We start from the raw sequence: 15,631 nt of genomic DNA on the forward strand, positions 1-15,631 counted from the left end.
CGCGACCTCAACGAAGCGGCTTCCAGCATTGATGCGGTGAGCAAACAGTCGGACATCATCGGCACCATCGTCCAGACCATTCGCGGCATTGCCGATCAGACCAACTTGCTGGCGCTCAATGCTGCCATCGAAGCGGCGCGCGCCGGTGAGCATGGAAGGGGTTTTGCGGTGGTAGCGGATGAAGTCCGCAGCCTGGCGGCGCGTACCAGTCAGGCGACGCTGGAAATCGTCGAAGTGGTGCGCAAGAACCACGACCTGTCGTTGAGTGCGGTGTCGAGTATGCAATCAAGTCTGAGCCGCACCGGCCTCGGGGTTGAGCTGGCGAACGAGGCGGGGGAGGTGATTCTGGAAATTCAGCAGGGCTCGCGGCATGTGGTGGATGCGATCAGCCAGTTCAATGAGACCTTGCAACTGAACTGAAAACGCAGCCAAACCTGTAGGAGTGAGCCTGCTCGCGAGAGCGGTTAGTCAGTCACCGAAGATGTCACTGATAAACCGCTATCGCGAGCAGGCTCACTCCTGCAAGGGATTATCATTTGACCCGAGATCAGAGCGCCGCGAGAAACTTGCCCGCCTGCTTGTCGCTGTCCTTCACATCGTTGTCTTTCTCCGCCTGCGCCAGCTTCATCTTGTCCTGCAAGCGCTCGGCGATTTCTTTGCCGATGGCCAGTTGTTTTTCCGGCGGCATGGCTTTGATGTCGTCTTCGGTCAGGCCCATGGACTGCAGGATACTGTCGCGCAGACGCTGTTCCGGCGTCTTGCTCATGTAATCCTTGAATTCATCGGTGGCGGATTTCCCGGAAGCCGTGGTGGCGTCTGTGGCTTGCAGGTTGACGCGGGTCTTGGCGAAGGCTTCGTCGACGTTGTCGCTGATGCGCGTGGCTTCGCTGACTTGCTGGGTGGCGATCTGTGTGGCCGAATCCTGCACCTTGGCCGTGGCTTCGGCGGTTTGTGCCTGTGTCTGGTTTTGCAGGGTTTGCAGCATGGCGCCGTGCAGGCCACCTTGCAGACCGGCCGCGGCGGTGGACGTTGCATCGTCATTCAGCGCTCTGGGCAAGTGAATGATTTGCTGTTGTTTGGCACTGATCAACATGATGTGTGGACCTGTAGGTAATTGCTGACTCGCGTATCGGAGCAATTACCGTGCCTTCTGAATAAGTCGTTTTATTTCAATAGGTTGTTCATTGATCAGGTGTGCGTAGCGGTCATCCCTTGCCGATAAGCGGCAGGGGATGACCGTTGCCACTCTCAGCGATGGGCAATGTTCTCCAGTGCCAGATTGCGCGTGCGCGGGCCGAACCCGCCGATGGTCAACATCACGATCAGCATGCTGCTGACGATGAATGCCAACACCCCCGGCGTACCGAAATTGTCCAGAAACAAACCGATCAACAGACTGCTGAACACCGTCGACAAACGACTGAACGAATAGCAGAAACCCACGGCGCGCGCGCGAATGTTGGTCGGGAACAGTTCGCTTTGATACGAGTGATAACTGAAGCTCAGCCAGGCGTTGCAGAAGGTGATCATCACCCCGCAGAAGATCAGCCCGAATGGGCTGGTCTGCAGGGCGAACAAAGTGCCGAAGGTCATCGCGCCGAGGGCCGAGCCGACGATCTGCCATTTGTTCTCGAAGCGGTTGGCGAACTTGACGAACAGCAACGGCCCGAGCGGGTAGGCGAGGGTGATGATGAAGGCGTACATCAAACTGTGGGTGACGCTGACGCCCTGACCGGACAGCAGCGCCGGTAACCAGTTGCCAAAACCGAAGAAACCGATGGCCTGGAAAATGTGGAAGACAATCAACATCAATGCCCGACGGCGATATGGCGGCTGCCAGATATCGGCAAAACGGCCCTTGCCTTCGACGTCGACGGGAACGGCTTCGGGAGCATCCAGTGGTTTACGGTGATCCTTTTCGCAACGGGCCTCGATGTCGTCGAGAATCCGCTTGGCCTCATCAAAGCGGCCATGTTGCGCGAGCCAGCGCGGCGATTCCGGCAGACGCTTGCGCAGCCACCAGATAAACAGCGCAAACACTGCGCTGGCCAGCACCACCCAGCGCCAGCCGGAGACACCGAACGGCGCTTGCGGCACCAGCCACCACGACATCAATGCCACCGCCGGCACCGACAGGAACTGCACGAAAAACGCGAAGGCAAACGCCGAGCTACGCATGCGTTTGGGTACCAGTTCCGAGAGGTAAGCGTCGATGGTCACCAGCTCGATACCCAGGCCGATGCCGACCAGAAAACGCATGCAGATGATGCCCAACGCCGAACTCTGAATCCCCATCAACACCGTCGCCACCGTGTACCAGACCAGCGCGAAGGTGAAGATCGCGCGGCGGCCGAAGCGATCCGCCAACGGACTGAGCAGGCTGGCCCCTAAAAACAGGCCGAGGAACGTCGCCGAGGCAAACGCCGCTTGGTCGGAGAAACCGAACACGCCCTGATTGCCGGTGGCAAAAATGCCGTCGCGGATCAGCCCCGGGCTGATGTAAGCGGTCTGGAACAGGTCGTAGAGTTCGAAAAAACCACCGATCGACAACAACGCCACCAGCCGCCAGATCGTCGCAACTGCCGGAAGGCGATCAATGCGGGCGGACACCTCAGCGGCGCGTATCGGGTCGATGCCGTCGCTGTGCGCGGCGGCGGGGGCGTGTGCAGTCATGGGCTGATCCATTTTTTATTGATGGAAAAGCTTAGCCTGCTATCGGAGTTAATGGATTGTGAATATCGGCGGTTTGAGCAGCCAAACCGCTGATTTTTTGCAATATATGCTTACGAATTAACGATTTATGCCGCTGCCGCCGAATCCGGTAGCGCCGACGCTGGCAGCCCGAAGATCCGGTCGAACAGCCAGTTGAAGGCGAACGTGTAGCACGGGATGAAAATGATCAGCGCCAGATCCAGCAGGAACGCTTGTATCAGACTGATGTTCATCCACCAGGCGATCAACGGAATCAGGAACACGATCAGCGTCAATTGAAAGCCGACTGCGTGGGCGATACGGCGTTTCACCGTGCGCGTGCGCGACACTTGGCGGCTCTCCCAGTGCTCGAACAGCGAGGTGTAAATGAAGTTCCAGGTCACGGCGATGGTGGTGATGATCACCGCCAACGGGCCGGTGCTGCCGGGTGACGTGCCGGACAGCAACGCCAGGCCGAGGGCGGAGAAGGTCATGCCGATCACTTCGTAGAGCGACACATAAACCAGTTTGCGTTTGACGCCTTGCATGGGGAATTGCCTCTTTCTTGCCGTTTGTTGGCCAGGGGGACTGGCGCAGGGGGCGAAAGATAGCTTCAATAGGGCTGACAGAAAAAGTCAGCTACTTTCAGTTCTATTGATAGGTATTTGAGGTGAATTTCAATAGCGACAGCATCGAGCTGTTTCTTGCCGTGATTGAACGCGGCTCGTTTTCGGCAGCGGCGCGGGCGTTGGGTCGAGTGCCTTCCGCTGTCAGCATGAGTATTGGCAACCTTGAGGCCGAACTCGGTTATCTGCTGTTCGACCGCAGCCATCGCGAACCACAACCGACGGCGATGGCGTTGTCGCTGGTACCCCATGCGCGGCTGATCGCCGAGCAGCTCAAGCAGTTGCAAGTGCATGCCGTGGAGTTGTCGCTGGGTTTGGAAAGCAAGTTGTCGATTGGTGTGGTCGCGGACATCGATCGTCGGCCTTTGCTGGCCGCAATCAAGGTAATCGCCGAGCGCCATCCATTGCTCGACATCGAAGTGCTGACCGCACCGCAGGACGACGTGCTGGCAATGCTGCACAGTGGCCGCATCAGCCTGTGCCTGGCGTTCGCCGGGTTGAGCATGAATGTGCTGGAGCGTTTTCAGTTTGTCGGCAACGAACGGATGATCGCCACGCTGGCGGCGGACAGTCCGTTGTTACAGGGGCAGGATTTGTTTCTGGAAGATCTGGTGCATGTGCGGCAGATCATCGTCGCCAGTTGCGACTTGCCGATCAGTGAAACGCGGCCGCTGGTGGCGCAGTCGTATTGGCGCACCGACAGCCTTGGGACGGCGATGGAAATGGTCGAGGCGGGGTTGGGCTGGGGCAATTTTCCGTTGTCGGTGGTGCAGCCGCGGATTGAGTCCGGGCGGCTGAAACGGCTGAATTTCCGCAACATCGAAAACGGTCTGGTGATGCCGGTGCACGCGGTGTGGCTCAAGAGCCAGCCTCTACAGAAAGGTGCGCTGGCCCTCGTTGACCTGCTCAGCCAATAGCGACTGTGGAGATCCAATGTGGGAGCGAGCCTGCTCGCGAAAGCGTCGTGTCAGTCGGCACATGCTTATCTGACACAGCGCTTTCGCGAGCAGGCTCGCTCCCACAGGAACTGTGTTTCAACCTTGAATCTGTGGGAGGTCAGGTACTCTCGCGGATCTTCAGTTCAAAGCCCATGTCTTCCACCGGACGGGCGACGCTGTTACCGGCCATCAACGTCAGCATCTGCTCCGCCGCGCGCCGGCCAATCGCTTCACGCGGGGTGTTGATGCTGCTCAGGCGCGGCACCATGTGTTCGGACATCGGCAAGTCGTTGAAACCGAGAATCGCCACCTGCTCGGGAATCCTGATGCCATTGCGCAGCGCTTCCAGCAATGCACCCTGCGCCAGGTCGTCGTTACCAAAGAAAATCGCATCGACATCCGGATGCGCCGCGAGCAACTGCAAAAACAGTTCCCCGCCCAAGCCCACCGATGAAGAGCGAGGCGTCAGCACTTCCAGATCCGGGTCGTAGCGCCCGGCCTTTTGCAACGCTTTGCGAAAGCCTTCGCCGCGCAACAGAGTGCGCTGATCGAGTTGCGCGCCAATATAAGCCAGACGCTTGCGCCCGCGAGAGAGCAAATGCTCGGCCGCCGTTTCACCGGCACTGAGCTGCGAGAAACCCACGCAATTCACCCCGGCCGCACTGTCCAGTTCCATCATGTACACGCAGGGAATGTTGCTCGCCTCGATCATCCGCCGCGAACTTTCCGTGCGATCAAATCCGGTCAACAGGAAACCGCGCGGCTGATAGGCCATGTAGTTGCGCAGCAGGTTTTCTTCTTCATCGCGCGAGTAGTGGAAGTTGCCGATCAGCACTTCGAAGCCTTTGGGCGTGAGTACCCGATGAATGGCTTCCAGCGTATCGATGAATAGCAGGTTGGACAGCGAAGGCACTAACACGACGACCGAATGGCTCTGCGCCGAGGCTAAAGCACGGGCGGCAGGGTTGACCACGTAGTTGAGTTCGAGGGCGGCTTTCTGGACTTTTTCCACCAGTTCGGTGGCCACGGTACTGACGCCACGCAAAGCGCGGGAGGCGGTAATCGGGCTGACACCGGCCAGACGGGCAACTTCATTCAGGGTGGGACGGCCGGTGGTGCGCGTGTTTTTATCGTTTTTAGGGGAGGTCATCGGGCGGCTTGCCAAACAAAAATCAAGGCACTAAGGTAGCGCTGTCCTGATGCAGCTGCAAATGCGTAAGCGAGGTCCTGCCTGATCTTCGCTTTTTGGCGTTGGGAACAAACCTGCTGCAACCCAAAAAAACGACAAGAAGGCGTCGGCAACTTCTGCCTGTGCACTAGAGTCATAGCTAGCAAAGGTAGCGCTGTCTGCGCGCTGAGGTGTTATATGAGTCATCCCATCACCGCCCTGGTCATCATGGGCGTTGCCGGTTGCGGCAAGACGTGCGTCAGCGAGGCCCTGTGCCAATTGAGCGGCGCCACTGCCATTGAAGGCGATACTTTCCATCCGGCCGCGAACATCGAAAAGATGAGCGCGGGGATCCCCCTGAACGACGACGACCGTGCCGGCTGGCTAGACAGCCTGTGCGATGAATTGCGTCGCGTCGATGCCTCGGGCAAACGCCCGGTGCTCACCTGCTCGGCCCTTAAACACAGTTATCGCGAAGTGTTGCGCAGCGCCTTGCCAGGCCTGGGCTTCGTGTTTCTTGAATTGACCCCTGAAGTCGCTGCTGAGCGTGTGTCCCATCGTCCGGGCCACTTCATGCCGGCGACGTTGATCGAAAGTCAGTTCGCCACCCTCGAATCGCCGAAGGGCGAGCCGTTGACGCTGGCGTTGAATGCTTCGATCCACAGCGTTGAAGAACTGGCGTCCCAGGCTCACGTCTGGTGGCAGGCCCACGGTCTGAAACAGGCGGTATGAGTGTGTTGAAAGAGATAGCGCTGTCCTCCCGACTTCTGTTTAACCCGCTTTAATAACAACAACAATCCAGGAGACACCCCCAATGTTTGGCATGTCCCACGACACGTTTCTGCTGCTCGATGCAGTCGTCACGGTGATTGGACTGATCGTCCTGATCACCAAATTCAAGCTTCACCCGTTCATTTCCCTGACCATCGCTGCGGCGTTCCTCGGCCTGACCTCCGGGATGCCGATCGGCACCATCATCAAGGCGTTCCAGGACGGCTTCGGTGGCGTGCTCGGTTTTGTCGGCATCATCCTCGCGCTGGGCACCATGCTCGGCAAAATGATGGCCGAGTCGGGCGGTGCCGATCAGATCGCCCAGACCCTGATCCGTGCGTTCGGTAAAGACAAAGTCCAGTGGGCAATGATGTTCGCCGCGTTCCTGGTGGGCATTCCGCTGTTCTTCGAGATCGGCTTTGTCCTGCTGATTCCGCTGGTGTTCATCGTTGCCCGTCGCACTGGTGTGTCGATCATCAAGATCGGTATCCCGCTGCTCGCCGGCCTGTCTGCCGTGCACGGTCTGGTGCCGCCGCACCCGGGTCCGCTGCTGGCCATCGGCGTGTTCGGTGCCGACATCGGCAAGACCATTCTTTATGGTCTGATCGTTGCGCTGCCGACCGCAATCATCGCCGGTCCGATCTTCGGTACGTTCATCGCCAAGCACATTCCGGGTCACCCGAATCAGGAACTGGTCGATCAACTGGCCCGCGAAAGCGACGACTCGGCGAAGCTGCCGAGCTTCACCATCACCCTGATCACCGTGCTGTTGCCGGTGTTCCTGATGCTGCTGAAAACCTTCGCTGACGTGGCGCTGCCGGACGGTCACATCTTCCGTACCTGGATGGACATGATCGGTCACCCGATCTCGGCACTGCTGCTGGCGTTGCTGCTGTCGCTGTACACCTTCGGGTACAAGCAGGGCATCGGCTCCCAGCAGATGCTCAAGTGGCTCGACGCGAGCCTGGCGCCAACCGCGGCGATCATCCTGATCATCGGTGCTGGCGGTGGCTTCAAGCAGATGCTGGTGACCAGCGGTGTGGGTGATGTGATCGGCCACATGGCGGTCAGCGCACAGATCTCGCCGATCCTGCTGGCGTGGCTGGTAGCGGCGGTGATTCGTATCGCGACCGGTTCGGCGACGGTGGCGACCATCACGGGCGCGGGCATTGTCGTGCCCGTGGTAGGGATGATTCCCGGCGTCAACCGTGAGCTGCTGGTACTCGCGACTGGCGCCGGTTCGTTGATCCTGTCGCACGTCAACGATGCCGGTTTCTGGCTGGTGAAGCAGTACTTCAACATGACCGTGGCCGAGACGTTCAAGACCTGGACGGCGATGGAAACCATCCTGTCCATCGTCGCGTTGGGCTTTATCCTGCTGTTGTCGCTGTTCGTTTAAGCGGCTTCAAGCACCCACAAAAAAACCGCAGCGATGCGGTTTTTTTGTGGATGTGATTTCTCGGCTGAACACAAAACCCTGTGGGAGCGGGCTTGCTCGCGAAAGCGGTGGGTCAGTCAGCTTTGATGTCGGCTGACACGACGCCTTCGCGAGCAAGCCCGCTCCCACAGGGGGATAGGCGTCAGGCGGTAGTTTTTGCGGCCAGGCCATCCGCCCGGAACATCCCGCGAATCCCGCGTACGGCCTGACGAATGCGGTCCTGGTTTTCGATCAGCGCAAAGCGCACGTGATCGTCGCCATACTCACCAAAACCAACCCCCGGCGAGACGCAGACCTTGGCCTCGGCCAGCAGTTTCTTGGCGAATTCCAGCGAACCCAGATGCGCATACGCTTCGGGAATTTTCGCCCAGACGTACATCGACGCCTTCGGATTCTCGACCATCCAGCCCAGTTCATGCAGACCTTTGACCAGCACGTTGCGGCGCTGGCGATACTGCTCGGCGATGTCGCGCACGCACTGCTGGTCGCCTTCCAGCGCGGCAATTGCCGCTACTTGCAGCGGAGTGAAGGTGCCGTAGTCGTGGTAGCTCTTGATCCGCGCCAGCGCATTGACCAGTTCCGGGTTGCCGACCATGAAACCGATGCGCCAGCCGGCCATGTTGTAGCTCTTGGACAGGGTGAAGAATTCCACCGCAATGTCCTTGGCCCCCGGCACCTGCATGATCGACGGCGCTTTCCAGCCGTCGTAGACGATGTCGGCGTAAGCCAGATCGTGAATCACCAGCACGTCGTACTGCTTGGCGAGGGCGATCACCCGCTCAAAGAAATCCAGTTCCACGCACTGTGCGGTGGGGTTGGACGGGAAGCCGAGGATCATCATTTTCGGCTTCGGGATCGAGCCGCGAATGGCCCGTTCCAGTTCGTCGAAGAAGTCCACGCCCGGCACCAGCGGCACCGAACGCACCTGGGCGCCGGCAATCACCGCGCCGTAGATGTGAATCGGGTAGCTCGGGTTCGGCACCAGCACGGTGTCGCCCTGATCCAGGGTTGCCAGCATCAAATGCGCCAGGCCTTCCTTGGAACCGATGGTGACAATGGCTTCGCTTTCCGGGTCGATGTCGACCTCATAGCGTTGCTTGTACCAATTGGAAATCGCCCGGCGCAGGCGCGGAATGCCTTTGGACGTCGAATAACCGTGGGTGTCTTCGCGTTGGGCGACTTGCACGAGTTTTTCGACAATATGCGGCGGCGTGGCCCCGTCGGGGTTGCCCATGCTCAAGTCGATGATGTCTTCACCACGACGCCTGGCGGCCATCTTCAGCTCGGCGGTGATGTTGAAAACGTAAGGGGGGAGTCGATCTATGCGCGCAAAGCGGCGCGGCGAACCTTGTTCGGCCATTGTTGCCTCGGATAACGTAAGCGCCCGGAACCGTCCGAGCGACGCTGGTCACTGCGGTGACCTGTGGCGGAAGATAAGGGCGCTGATGGCATACTGTCCAGCCCGTTTGTAAACATTTTTTTCCGAAGGAAAGTGGTTAATGGAATTCACCAGCGGCTTCTTGCTGAGCCTTTCGCTGTGCCTGGATATCGGCGTGGCCAACATCGCGATGATCACGCTGGCGATGCAGCGCGGTTACTTTCAAGGCTTTGCGCTGGGCCTCGGCACCTGCGTCGGTGACCTGATTTACGCGGTGCTGGCGCTGGCCGGGATGACCGTTTTGCTGCAATACGAAACCGTGCGCTGGGTCCTGTGGATCGGTGGTTCGGCGCTGCTGATCTACTTTGCGGCGAAGATGATTTACTCCGCCATCCATCACGAGGCGCTACTGGCCGAGACAGCCGAGGTGGGGCAGAACTCCCACCGCAAGGAGTTCTTCCGGGGCATTTTTCTCGCCATGTCATCGCCAAGCGCGATTCTCTGGTTCGCGGCGGTGGGCGGCACCTTGATTGCCCGTTCCGGCGGCGGTGGCCCGCTGAGTTCGGCGCTGTTCCTCGGCGGGTTCCTGTGCGCCGGGCTGCTGTGGTCGGCCGGTTTGTGCTTCGCCGCGAGCCACGGCGGCAAGCTGCTGGGCGACAAGCTGTTGCGCTATTCCTACCTGGCATCGGCAGCGATCTTCTGTTATTTCGCGGTGTACGTGATCGTATCTGGCTATAACGAATTCGTCGGTTCGGGCGCCGTCGAGCAGTTGCACGCGCTGTAACCGTGCGAATTGGATCGGGCTTTCTATACTCCCAGCCGTACCCATCTTTTGCGTCAGGAGCCGAGTCATGGATGAGCAAACACGCGTCGAAGTGGCTGAACCTCGCTTCGAACATGGACACTTCCTGCTGATTGCAGGTTTTCGCGGTCGATTTACCCAAGACACCGCCAAAGACATTCCGGCGCTGTGGGAAAAGTTCTTGCCGCACCTGGGGAAGATCCCGGGGCAAAAGAACGAAGTGACTTACGGTGTGTGTTGCAATTTCGACGGCAAGGGCGGCTTCGATTACATCGCCGGGGTGGAAATCAGCAAGCTCGATGACCTCGACCAGAAGATCTACCAGTGGGTCGAAGTGCTGCCCCGGCAGTACGCAGTGTTCGAGCACAAGGGACCGCTCGAACAATTGCCGCAAACCCTGCAATACATTTACAAGACCTGGCTGCCGGGCTCGCACTACGTTGAGCTCAATGCCCCGGAACTGGAGCGTTACAGCGCGGATTTCAATCCGCGGCTGCACACCGGCAAACTGGAGATATGCGTGCCGGTCGATACCAAGGTTTGAGACCACCGCGATGAGGCGGATCAAAGGATCCGCCTCATTCGTTTGCGTCGCGTGCGGATCGATATGCCCTCGCGATTCCTTTATGCTTTCGGCACTTTCTTCTGTTGATTTCCGAGCCGCCATGAACACCGTTATCCGCAACGTCACCGCCGCCGATCTTGACCGCTGCTACGCCATCGAAACCGTTGCCTATGAAGGTGACGAAGCGGCGACCCGCGAAAAGATCGCCACGCGCATCGCGACATGGCCGGAAGGCTTCATCGTTGCCGAGGTCGACGGCGAGGTCGCCGGGTTCGTCAACGCGGGCGCGGCGTTCGATGTGCAGATGTCGGACGAGGCGTTCAAGGAACTGATCGGCCATGACCCGAAAGGGCCGAACGTGGTAATCATGTCGGTGGTGGTGCACCCGGATTATCAGGGCCAGGGTCTGGCCAAACGCTTGATGGCCGAGTTCATCGAGCGGATGCGCGGGATGGACAAGGCGACGATTCATCTGATGTGCAAGGAACAGCATATTCCGTTGTATGCCGGGTTTGGTTTTGCCTATATCAAACCGTCGGAGTCGGATCACGGCGGGATGGCGTGGCACGAGATGATCCTGACCCTCTGACCCAGCACTGATCAAAACTGTGGGAGCGAGCTTGCTCGCGAAGAGGCCGTGTCAGCCAACCAATTTGTTGACTGATATGACGCTTTCGCGAGCAGGCTCGCTCCCACAGGGTGTTGTGGCGTTTGAAAATCCGCGTTTAGTAAAGGGTGTCGTTTACTCTTCTCGGGGCTTCACGGTCGTAGGTCTCGGCATCGAACTGCCCGTCATTCAGGCGCTTGTGGAAAGCGCCGGCAGAGGGCAGGGCCGAGCGCGGCAGGTGGGTTTCCGGGTTCCACGCATCCGAGCGGACGAACGCTTTTGAACAATGAAAAAACGCCGCCTCCACCGTCACCAGCAACACCGTTTTCGCCGGTTTGCCATTCACCGCAAAGCTTTCCAGCAACTGCGGATCGGCGCTGATCATCGCCGTGCCATTGACCCGCAACGTCTCGCCAATCCCTGGGATGATAAACAACAGCGACACCCGCGAATCATGCAGCACATTGCGCAGCGTATCGATGCGGTTGTTGCCCGGGCGATCGGGCAACGCCAGCGTATGTTCGTCAATAATCCGCACAAACCCGGCTTTGTCACCGCGCGGCGAATTATCCAGGCCATCGGCGCCCACCGAGCTGACAATCACCAGCGGCGAGACCCGCACCATCGCCTGATAATCCTCGTTAAGAAAACCGATCTGCTTGCGCACCGCCCGCTCGTGGGGCAGTCCGTAAATCGCTTCCAGCGCTTCGATTGAATCGATCATCGTGCTTCCCTCGATGACTTAGAAAAACAGGCCCATGCGCCGTTCGTAACCGATCCGGCCCTTGTATGCTTCGCCGCTGTCGACGTAACCGTGCTTGGCATACAGCGCAATTGCAGCGTCATTGTCGGCATCCACCGACAATTCCAGCCCCTTGATCTCCGGCCACGCCTGCCGCGCAACTTCTGGCAACGCTTGCAGACACGCCTTGCCGTAGCCCTTGCCCTGCGCCCGGCGATCGACCTGCAGCGCGTGCAAAGTGGCGCTGTATTGATCGGCCCAGGCCGGCAACACCGGCGGGCGCTTGAGCAAGAGAAATGCCACCGGTACGTCATCCGCCAGCAACGCAAAACCTTTTACGCCGGGGCCGGGTTTCGACAGCAGGGTGTGCAAGGCGCCATGGATATCGCCGGAGAACTTGATCTGCTCGGCATGGATTTCAATCGCCTCGACTTGCTGACGCTGCAAGGCGTTCAGGCTGTCGTACGGCACGAGTTGGGCTGACACGGGAATTTCCTTTTTCCTACAAAGATGAGCCTCGGATTCTAGCGATTTTGTCTTCTGCGGAAATTTTTTGTTTCGCCTGTCGATCTTCCCGTTCGCCGAGCGACTAGAAGTGTCTTCACAACAAAAAATACGGAGAACACCATGAACGCACACGCTGAAATTCAGACCTTGATCAACACCTATCGCGAAGCCGTCATGACCAAGGACGTGGAGAAAGTCATGGCCTTGTACGCCGACGACATCGTCTCCTTCGACGCAATCAAGGCCCTGCAATTCAAAGGCAAGGCCGCCTACCGCGCACATTGGGTCGAGTGCATGGAAATGTGCCCCGGCCCGCACATTTTCGAGTTCCATGAAATCGCCATCGAAAGCGCCGACAACATCGCCTTCGCCCACTGGGTGGCGAACTGCGGCGGCACCAATGAGAAGGGCGAAACCCAGAGCTGCTGGATGCGCGTCACCGCCTGCTATCGGCAGATCGGCGGGGCGTGGAAAATCGCCCACGAACACTGGTCAGCGCCGTTCGATCCGATGAGCGGCGCGACCCTGTTCGATGTGACCCCCTGATCTTCAGCCATAGTTGATCCGTCCGATTCAGGAGAACGCCATGAAGTATTTATGCCTGGTCTACAGCGATGAGCGCCTGCTGCATTCGTCGCCCGACAGCCCGGAAGACGCCGAATGCTGGGCCTACGCCGAGTCGATTCAGGGCAGCGGGCGGATGGTTGCCGCTGAAGCGCTGGAGTCGGTGCAGACCGCCACCACGGTGCGCATGCGCAACGGCAAGTTGTCGATCACCGACGGCCCGTTCGCCGAAACCAAGGAGCAACTGGCCGGTTTCTACCTGATTGATGCCAAGGATCTCAACGAAGCGATTCAGGTTGCCGGCAACATTCCCGCAGCGCGGGTGGGCAGTGTTGAAGTGCGCCCCGTTCGGCAGTTGAATGTCTGAGGTCGGGGCGCGGGTCGAGCAGGTCTACCGCGAAGACTCGCGGCGGATTCTGGCCACGCTGATTCGCTTGCTGGGTGATTTCGACCTCGCCGAAGAAGCCTTGCACGAGGCGTTCTTCGTCGCGGTCGAGCGCTGGCAGCGCGACGGCGTGCCGGACAACCCGCGCACCTGGCTGGTGTCCACCGGGCGCTTCAAGGCGATTGATGTGTTGCGCCGCCGTGCACGGTTCAAGGCCTCGCAGCCGTTGTTGTTGGCGCAACTGCAAGAGCTCGAACAGGCCGACTGGAGTGGCGAAGACGTGGAAGACGATCGTCTGCGGCTGATCTTCACTTGCTGCCACCCGGCGCTGGCGGCGGATGCGCAAGTGCCGCTGACCTTGCGCGAAGTCTGCGACCTGACCACCGAGGAAATCGCCCGTGCCTTTCTCTCGGCCCCGGCGGCGATTGCCCAGCGCATTGTGCGTGCCAAAGCCAAGATCCGTGACGCGAAAATCCCCTATCAAGTGCCGAGCCTGAGCGAATTGCCCGAGCGCCTCGACAGCGTTTTGCGGGTGATTTATCTGGTGTTCAACGAGGGCTATTCGGCCTCGGGCGGGGCGGAGTTGACCCGTGAAGATCTGACCCGTGAAGCGATCAGGCTGGGGCGGTTGTTGATGGAGTTGTTGCCGGAGCCGGAGGTCATGGGTTTATTGGCAATGATGCTGTTGCACGAATCACGACGCTCGGCGCGTACTTCGCCGGACGGTGAACTGGTGTTGCTGGATGATCAGGATCGCGCACGCTGGGATACCGATCTGATCGCCGAAGGGTGTGCGCTGGTCGAGCGCGCGCTGACCACGCGGCGGTTCGGGCCGTATTGCCTGCAAGCGGCGATTGCGGCGGTGCATGCCGAGGCGCCGTCAGCAGCAGAAACCGACTGGGAGCAGATCGTTGGTTTGTATGACGTGCTGTTGCGCGCGGTGCCTTCGCCGGTGATTGAATTGAATCGAGCGGTGGCGGTGGCCAAGCGTGACGGGGCGCTGGCGGGGTTGAATCTGATTGAGGGGATTTTGCAGCGCGGCGAGTTGCAGGATTACCACTTGGCGCATTCGGCGCGGGCGGAGTTTTGTCGGCAGTTGGGCAGGGTGGAAGAGGCGAGGGCGGCGTATTTGCGGGCGTTGGAATTGACCCGGCAGGAGCCGGAGCGGCGGTTTATTGAAGGGCGGCTTTCGGCGCTGGAATTGCCCTCACCCTAGCCCTCTCCCAGAGGGAGAGGGGACTGATTGGGGGATATTGGAGAGGTTCACCGACTTGAGCGATCGGTTTTGAATCCATTATCGACCCAATCTGGTCGAGGTACGGTCGAAATGAAATCCATAATCGACCCAATCTGGTTGAGGTTTAAGGTCGTAGTGAATCCTTAATCGACTCGGTCTCTCAGGTCGATGTACGACGCAAGACACCTCGGTCGGCCCCCTCTCCCTCCGGGAGAGGGCTGGGGTGAGGGGCTTTTGACTTCAGGCTTGCCAGCGATTGGCAGCGCTGCTATTCCAGCATCTTGCTCAGTAACCAACTCCCTGCCGGCCCCGGTGGATACAGGCGCGACCACAAGGCATCGACAAACACCGGTTTCGGCCAGCCGCGCACCTTCAATTCCACCAGCAGATCATTGCCAAAACGCTGCGCCAGCCAACGCGGCAGCGGCGCCCAGCCAAAACCTTTCTCCGCCATTTCCAGCAGCATCAGATAACTCGGCGCCGACCACACCCGACCCTTCCCGCGACTGTCGTAGGGATTGACGATGGTCGCCAGACGCAATTCGCGGTGCTGTTCCAGGATGTGCTGGTCAACATGATCAAGCTTGGCCAGCGCGTGGTCGCGATTGACGAACAAGGCGATTTCCGTGCGTTCGGCCACGGTCGAGGTGACCAGATCCGGCGGGTAGCTCTCTTGCATTTCGGCGAACGCCAGATGCGCACGACCACGCTGGACCAATTCAACCAGGTCATCGCACTCAGCGATCAGGCATTCCAGCTCCAGATCCGGATAACGCTGCTCAAACCCGACCAGTGCCGCTTCAAAACGGTCCGACTGGTAAGTGTCGGAAATCGCCACGGTCAGCTTCGGCTCGACACCTTGCGACAACTGCCGCGCGGTCATTTCCAGACGACTGCTCGCCGCCAGAATCGCTTCGGCGCGTTGCAACATCACGTGCCCGGCCGGGGTCAGGGTCGGTTTGCGGCTGCTGCGATCGAACAACAGCAGATCCAGATCGATCTCAAGGCTGGCCACCGCCGCGCTGATGGTCGACTGACTGCGCCCGAGTTTGCGCGCTGCTGCCGAAAAAGAGCCTTGGGTCGCCGCCTGGACAAACGCCAACAGCACTTCATGCGAGATCATCAACTATCGCCTTGATCGATGGTTATTGGTTATGAAGTATCGATGTGAGCGGAGATCATGGCAATCATCTTCACTCAAGGAGTCAAGCC

At 59.3% G+C, this 15,631-nt stretch carries 17 protein-coding genes and 1 pseudogene; 10 read left to right on the plus strand and 8 right to left on the minus strand.

What is annotated here, in order from left to right:
- Positions 1 to 420 (plus strand): annotated as a pseudogene (locus ACM6IV_RS00590) (methyl-accepting chemotaxis protein); the annotation flags it as partial.
- Positions 421 to 547: 127 nt separating this feature from the next.
- On the opposite strand, the gene ACM6IV_RS00595 reads toward ACM6IV_RS00590, so the two are convergent.
- The 3 genes from ACM6IV_RS00595 to ACM6IV_RS00605 all read right to left on the minus strand — a co-directional run bounded on the left by ACM6IV_RS00595 (position 548) and on the right by ACM6IV_RS00605 (position 3,239).
- Positions 548 to 1,093: a hypothetical protein gene (locus ACM6IV_RS00595; RefSeq protein WP_414868308.1), complete on the minus strand. Its 546-nt coding sequence runs from the start codon at positions 1,091 to 1,093 to the stop codon at positions 548 to 550.
- Between the two features lie 155 nt (positions 1,094 to 1,248).
- Positions 1,249 to 2,673 (minus strand): MFS transporter, encoded by a 1,425-nt coding sequence (locus ACM6IV_RS00600; protein ID WP_414868309.1) that lies wholly within the window; start codon positions 2,671 to 2,673, stop codon positions 1,249 to 1,251.
- Positions 2,674 to 2,798: 125 nt separating this feature from the next.
- A complete protein-coding gene (locus tag ACM6IV_RS00605) occupies positions 2,799 to 3,239 on the minus strand; it encodes a PACE efflux transporter (protein ID WP_414868310.1) in 441 nt (146 codons plus the stop codon).
- A 122-nt stretch (positions 3,240 to 3,361) separates the two neighbouring features.
- Between ACM6IV_RS00605 and ACM6IV_RS00610 the strand changes: the two genes are divergently transcribed.
- Positions 3,362 to 4,234, plus strand: coding sequence for a LysR family transcriptional regulator (locus ACM6IV_RS00610; RefSeq protein ID WP_414868311.1), 873 nt, complete (start codon positions 3,362 to 3,364; stop codon positions 4,232 to 4,234).
- Positions 4,235 to 4,373: 139 nt separating this feature from the next.
- Here the strand turns inward: ACM6IV_RS00610 and ACM6IV_RS00615 are convergent, their stop codons facing one another.
- Positions 4,374 to 5,405, minus strand: a complete 1,032-nt coding sequence (locus ACM6IV_RS00615) for a LacI family DNA-binding transcriptional regulator (protein ID WP_414868312.1) — start codon at positions 5,403 to 5,405, stop codon at positions 4,374 to 4,376.
- A 216-nt stretch (positions 5,406 to 5,621) separates the two neighbouring features.
- Here ACM6IV_RS00615 and ACM6IV_RS00620 point away from each other — a divergent pair, with 216 nt between their 5' ends.
- Together ACM6IV_RS00620 and ACM6IV_RS00625 are read left to right on the plus strand one after the other, a co-directional pair.
- Complete coding sequence (locus ACM6IV_RS00620) at positions 5,622 to 6,155, plus strand: gluconokinase (RefSeq protein ID WP_007917804.1); 534 nt, start codon at positions 5,622 to 5,624, stop codon at positions 6,153 to 6,155.
- An 82-nt stretch (positions 6,156 to 6,237) separates the two neighbouring features.
- Complete coding sequence (locus tag ACM6IV_RS00625; protein ID WP_414868313.1) at positions 6,238 to 7,593, plus strand: GntP family permease; 1,356 nt, start codon at positions 6,238 to 6,240, stop codon at positions 7,591 to 7,593.
- A 181-nt stretch (positions 7,594 to 7,774) separates the two neighbouring features.
- Here the strand turns inward: ACM6IV_RS00625 and alaC are convergent, their stop codons facing one another.
- Entirely contained in the window at positions 7,775 to 8,992 is a 1,218-nt protein-coding gene (alaC, locus tag ACM6IV_RS00630) for an alanine transaminase (RefSeq protein WP_414868314.1), read from the minus strand.
- Between the two features lie 139 nt (positions 8,993 to 9,131).
- Between alaC and ACM6IV_RS00635 the strand changes: the two genes are divergently transcribed.
- From ACM6IV_RS00635 to ACM6IV_RS00645, 3 genes are all read left to right on the plus strand, one after another.
- The gene (locus ACM6IV_RS00635) at positions 9,132 to 9,794 is read left to right on the plus strand and encodes a LysE family translocator (RefSeq protein ID WP_041479200.1); all 663 of its coding nucleotides are present in this window, start codon (positions 9,132 to 9,134) and stop codon (positions 9,792 to 9,794) included.
- Between the two features lie 67 nt (positions 9,795 to 9,861).
- Positions 9,862 to 10,356, plus strand: coding sequence for a GyrI-like domain-containing protein (locus ACM6IV_RS00640; RefSeq protein ID WP_414868315.1), 495 nt, complete (start codon positions 9,862 to 9,864; stop codon positions 10,354 to 10,356).
- Between the two features lie 121 nt (positions 10,357 to 10,477).
- Positions 10,478 to 10,966 (plus strand): GNAT family N-acetyltransferase, encoded by a 489-nt coding sequence (locus ACM6IV_RS00645; RefSeq protein WP_414868316.1) that lies wholly within the window; start codon positions 10,478 to 10,480, stop codon positions 10,964 to 10,966.
- Positions 10,967 to 11,102: 136 nt separating this feature from the next.
- Here the strand turns inward: ACM6IV_RS00645 and ACM6IV_RS00650 are convergent, their stop codons facing one another.
- Both ACM6IV_RS00650 and ACM6IV_RS00655 read right to left on the minus strand, forming a co-directional pair.
- Positions 11,103 to 11,708, minus strand: coding sequence for a pyridoxamine 5'-phosphate oxidase family protein (locus tag ACM6IV_RS00650; protein ID WP_414868317.1), 606 nt, complete (start codon positions 11,706 to 11,708; stop codon positions 11,103 to 11,105).
- Positions 11,709 to 11,726: 18 nt separating this feature from the next.
- Positions 11,727 to 12,212, minus strand: coding sequence for a GNAT family N-acetyltransferase (locus ACM6IV_RS00655; protein WP_414868318.1), 486 nt, complete (start codon positions 12,210 to 12,212; stop codon positions 11,727 to 11,729).
- 141 nt (positions 12,213 to 12,353) lie between these two features.
- Between ACM6IV_RS00655 and ACM6IV_RS00660 the strand changes: the two genes are divergently transcribed.
- The 3 genes from ACM6IV_RS00660 to ACM6IV_RS00670 are packed head-to-tail and all read left to right on the plus strand — an operon-like array spanning position 12,354 to position 14,398.
- Positions 12,354 to 12,779 (plus strand): YybH family protein, encoded by a 426-nt coding sequence (locus ACM6IV_RS00660; RefSeq protein WP_414868319.1) that lies wholly within the window; start codon positions 12,354 to 12,356, stop codon positions 12,777 to 12,779.
- Between the two features lie 40 nt (positions 12,780 to 12,819).
- Complete coding sequence (locus tag ACM6IV_RS00665; protein WP_008081988.1) at positions 12,820 to 13,164, plus strand: YciI family protein; 345 nt, start codon at positions 12,820 to 12,822, stop codon at positions 13,162 to 13,164.
- Positions 13,157 to 14,398: an RNA polymerase sigma factor gene (locus tag ACM6IV_RS00670; RefSeq protein ID WP_414868320.1), complete on the plus strand. Its 1,242-nt coding sequence runs from the start codon at positions 13,157 to 13,159 to the stop codon at positions 14,396 to 14,398. The genes ACM6IV_RS00665 and ACM6IV_RS00670 overlap by 8 nt, the downstream gene beginning before the upstream one ends.
- Positions 14,399 to 14,687: 289 nt before the next feature.
- Here ACM6IV_RS00670 and ACM6IV_RS00675 read toward each other — a convergent pair whose 3' ends face one another.
- Entirely contained in the window at positions 14,688 to 15,542 is an 855-nt protein-coding gene (locus tag ACM6IV_RS00675) for a LysR family transcriptional regulator (RefSeq protein ID WP_414868321.1), read from the minus strand.
- Positions 15,543 to 15,631 lie beyond the last annotated feature (89 nt).

The organism is Pseudomonas sp. IT-347P (assembly GCF_949768005.1).
Lineage (GTDB): Bacteria > Pseudomonadota > Gammaproteobacteria > Pseudomonadales > Pseudomonadaceae > Aquipseudomonas.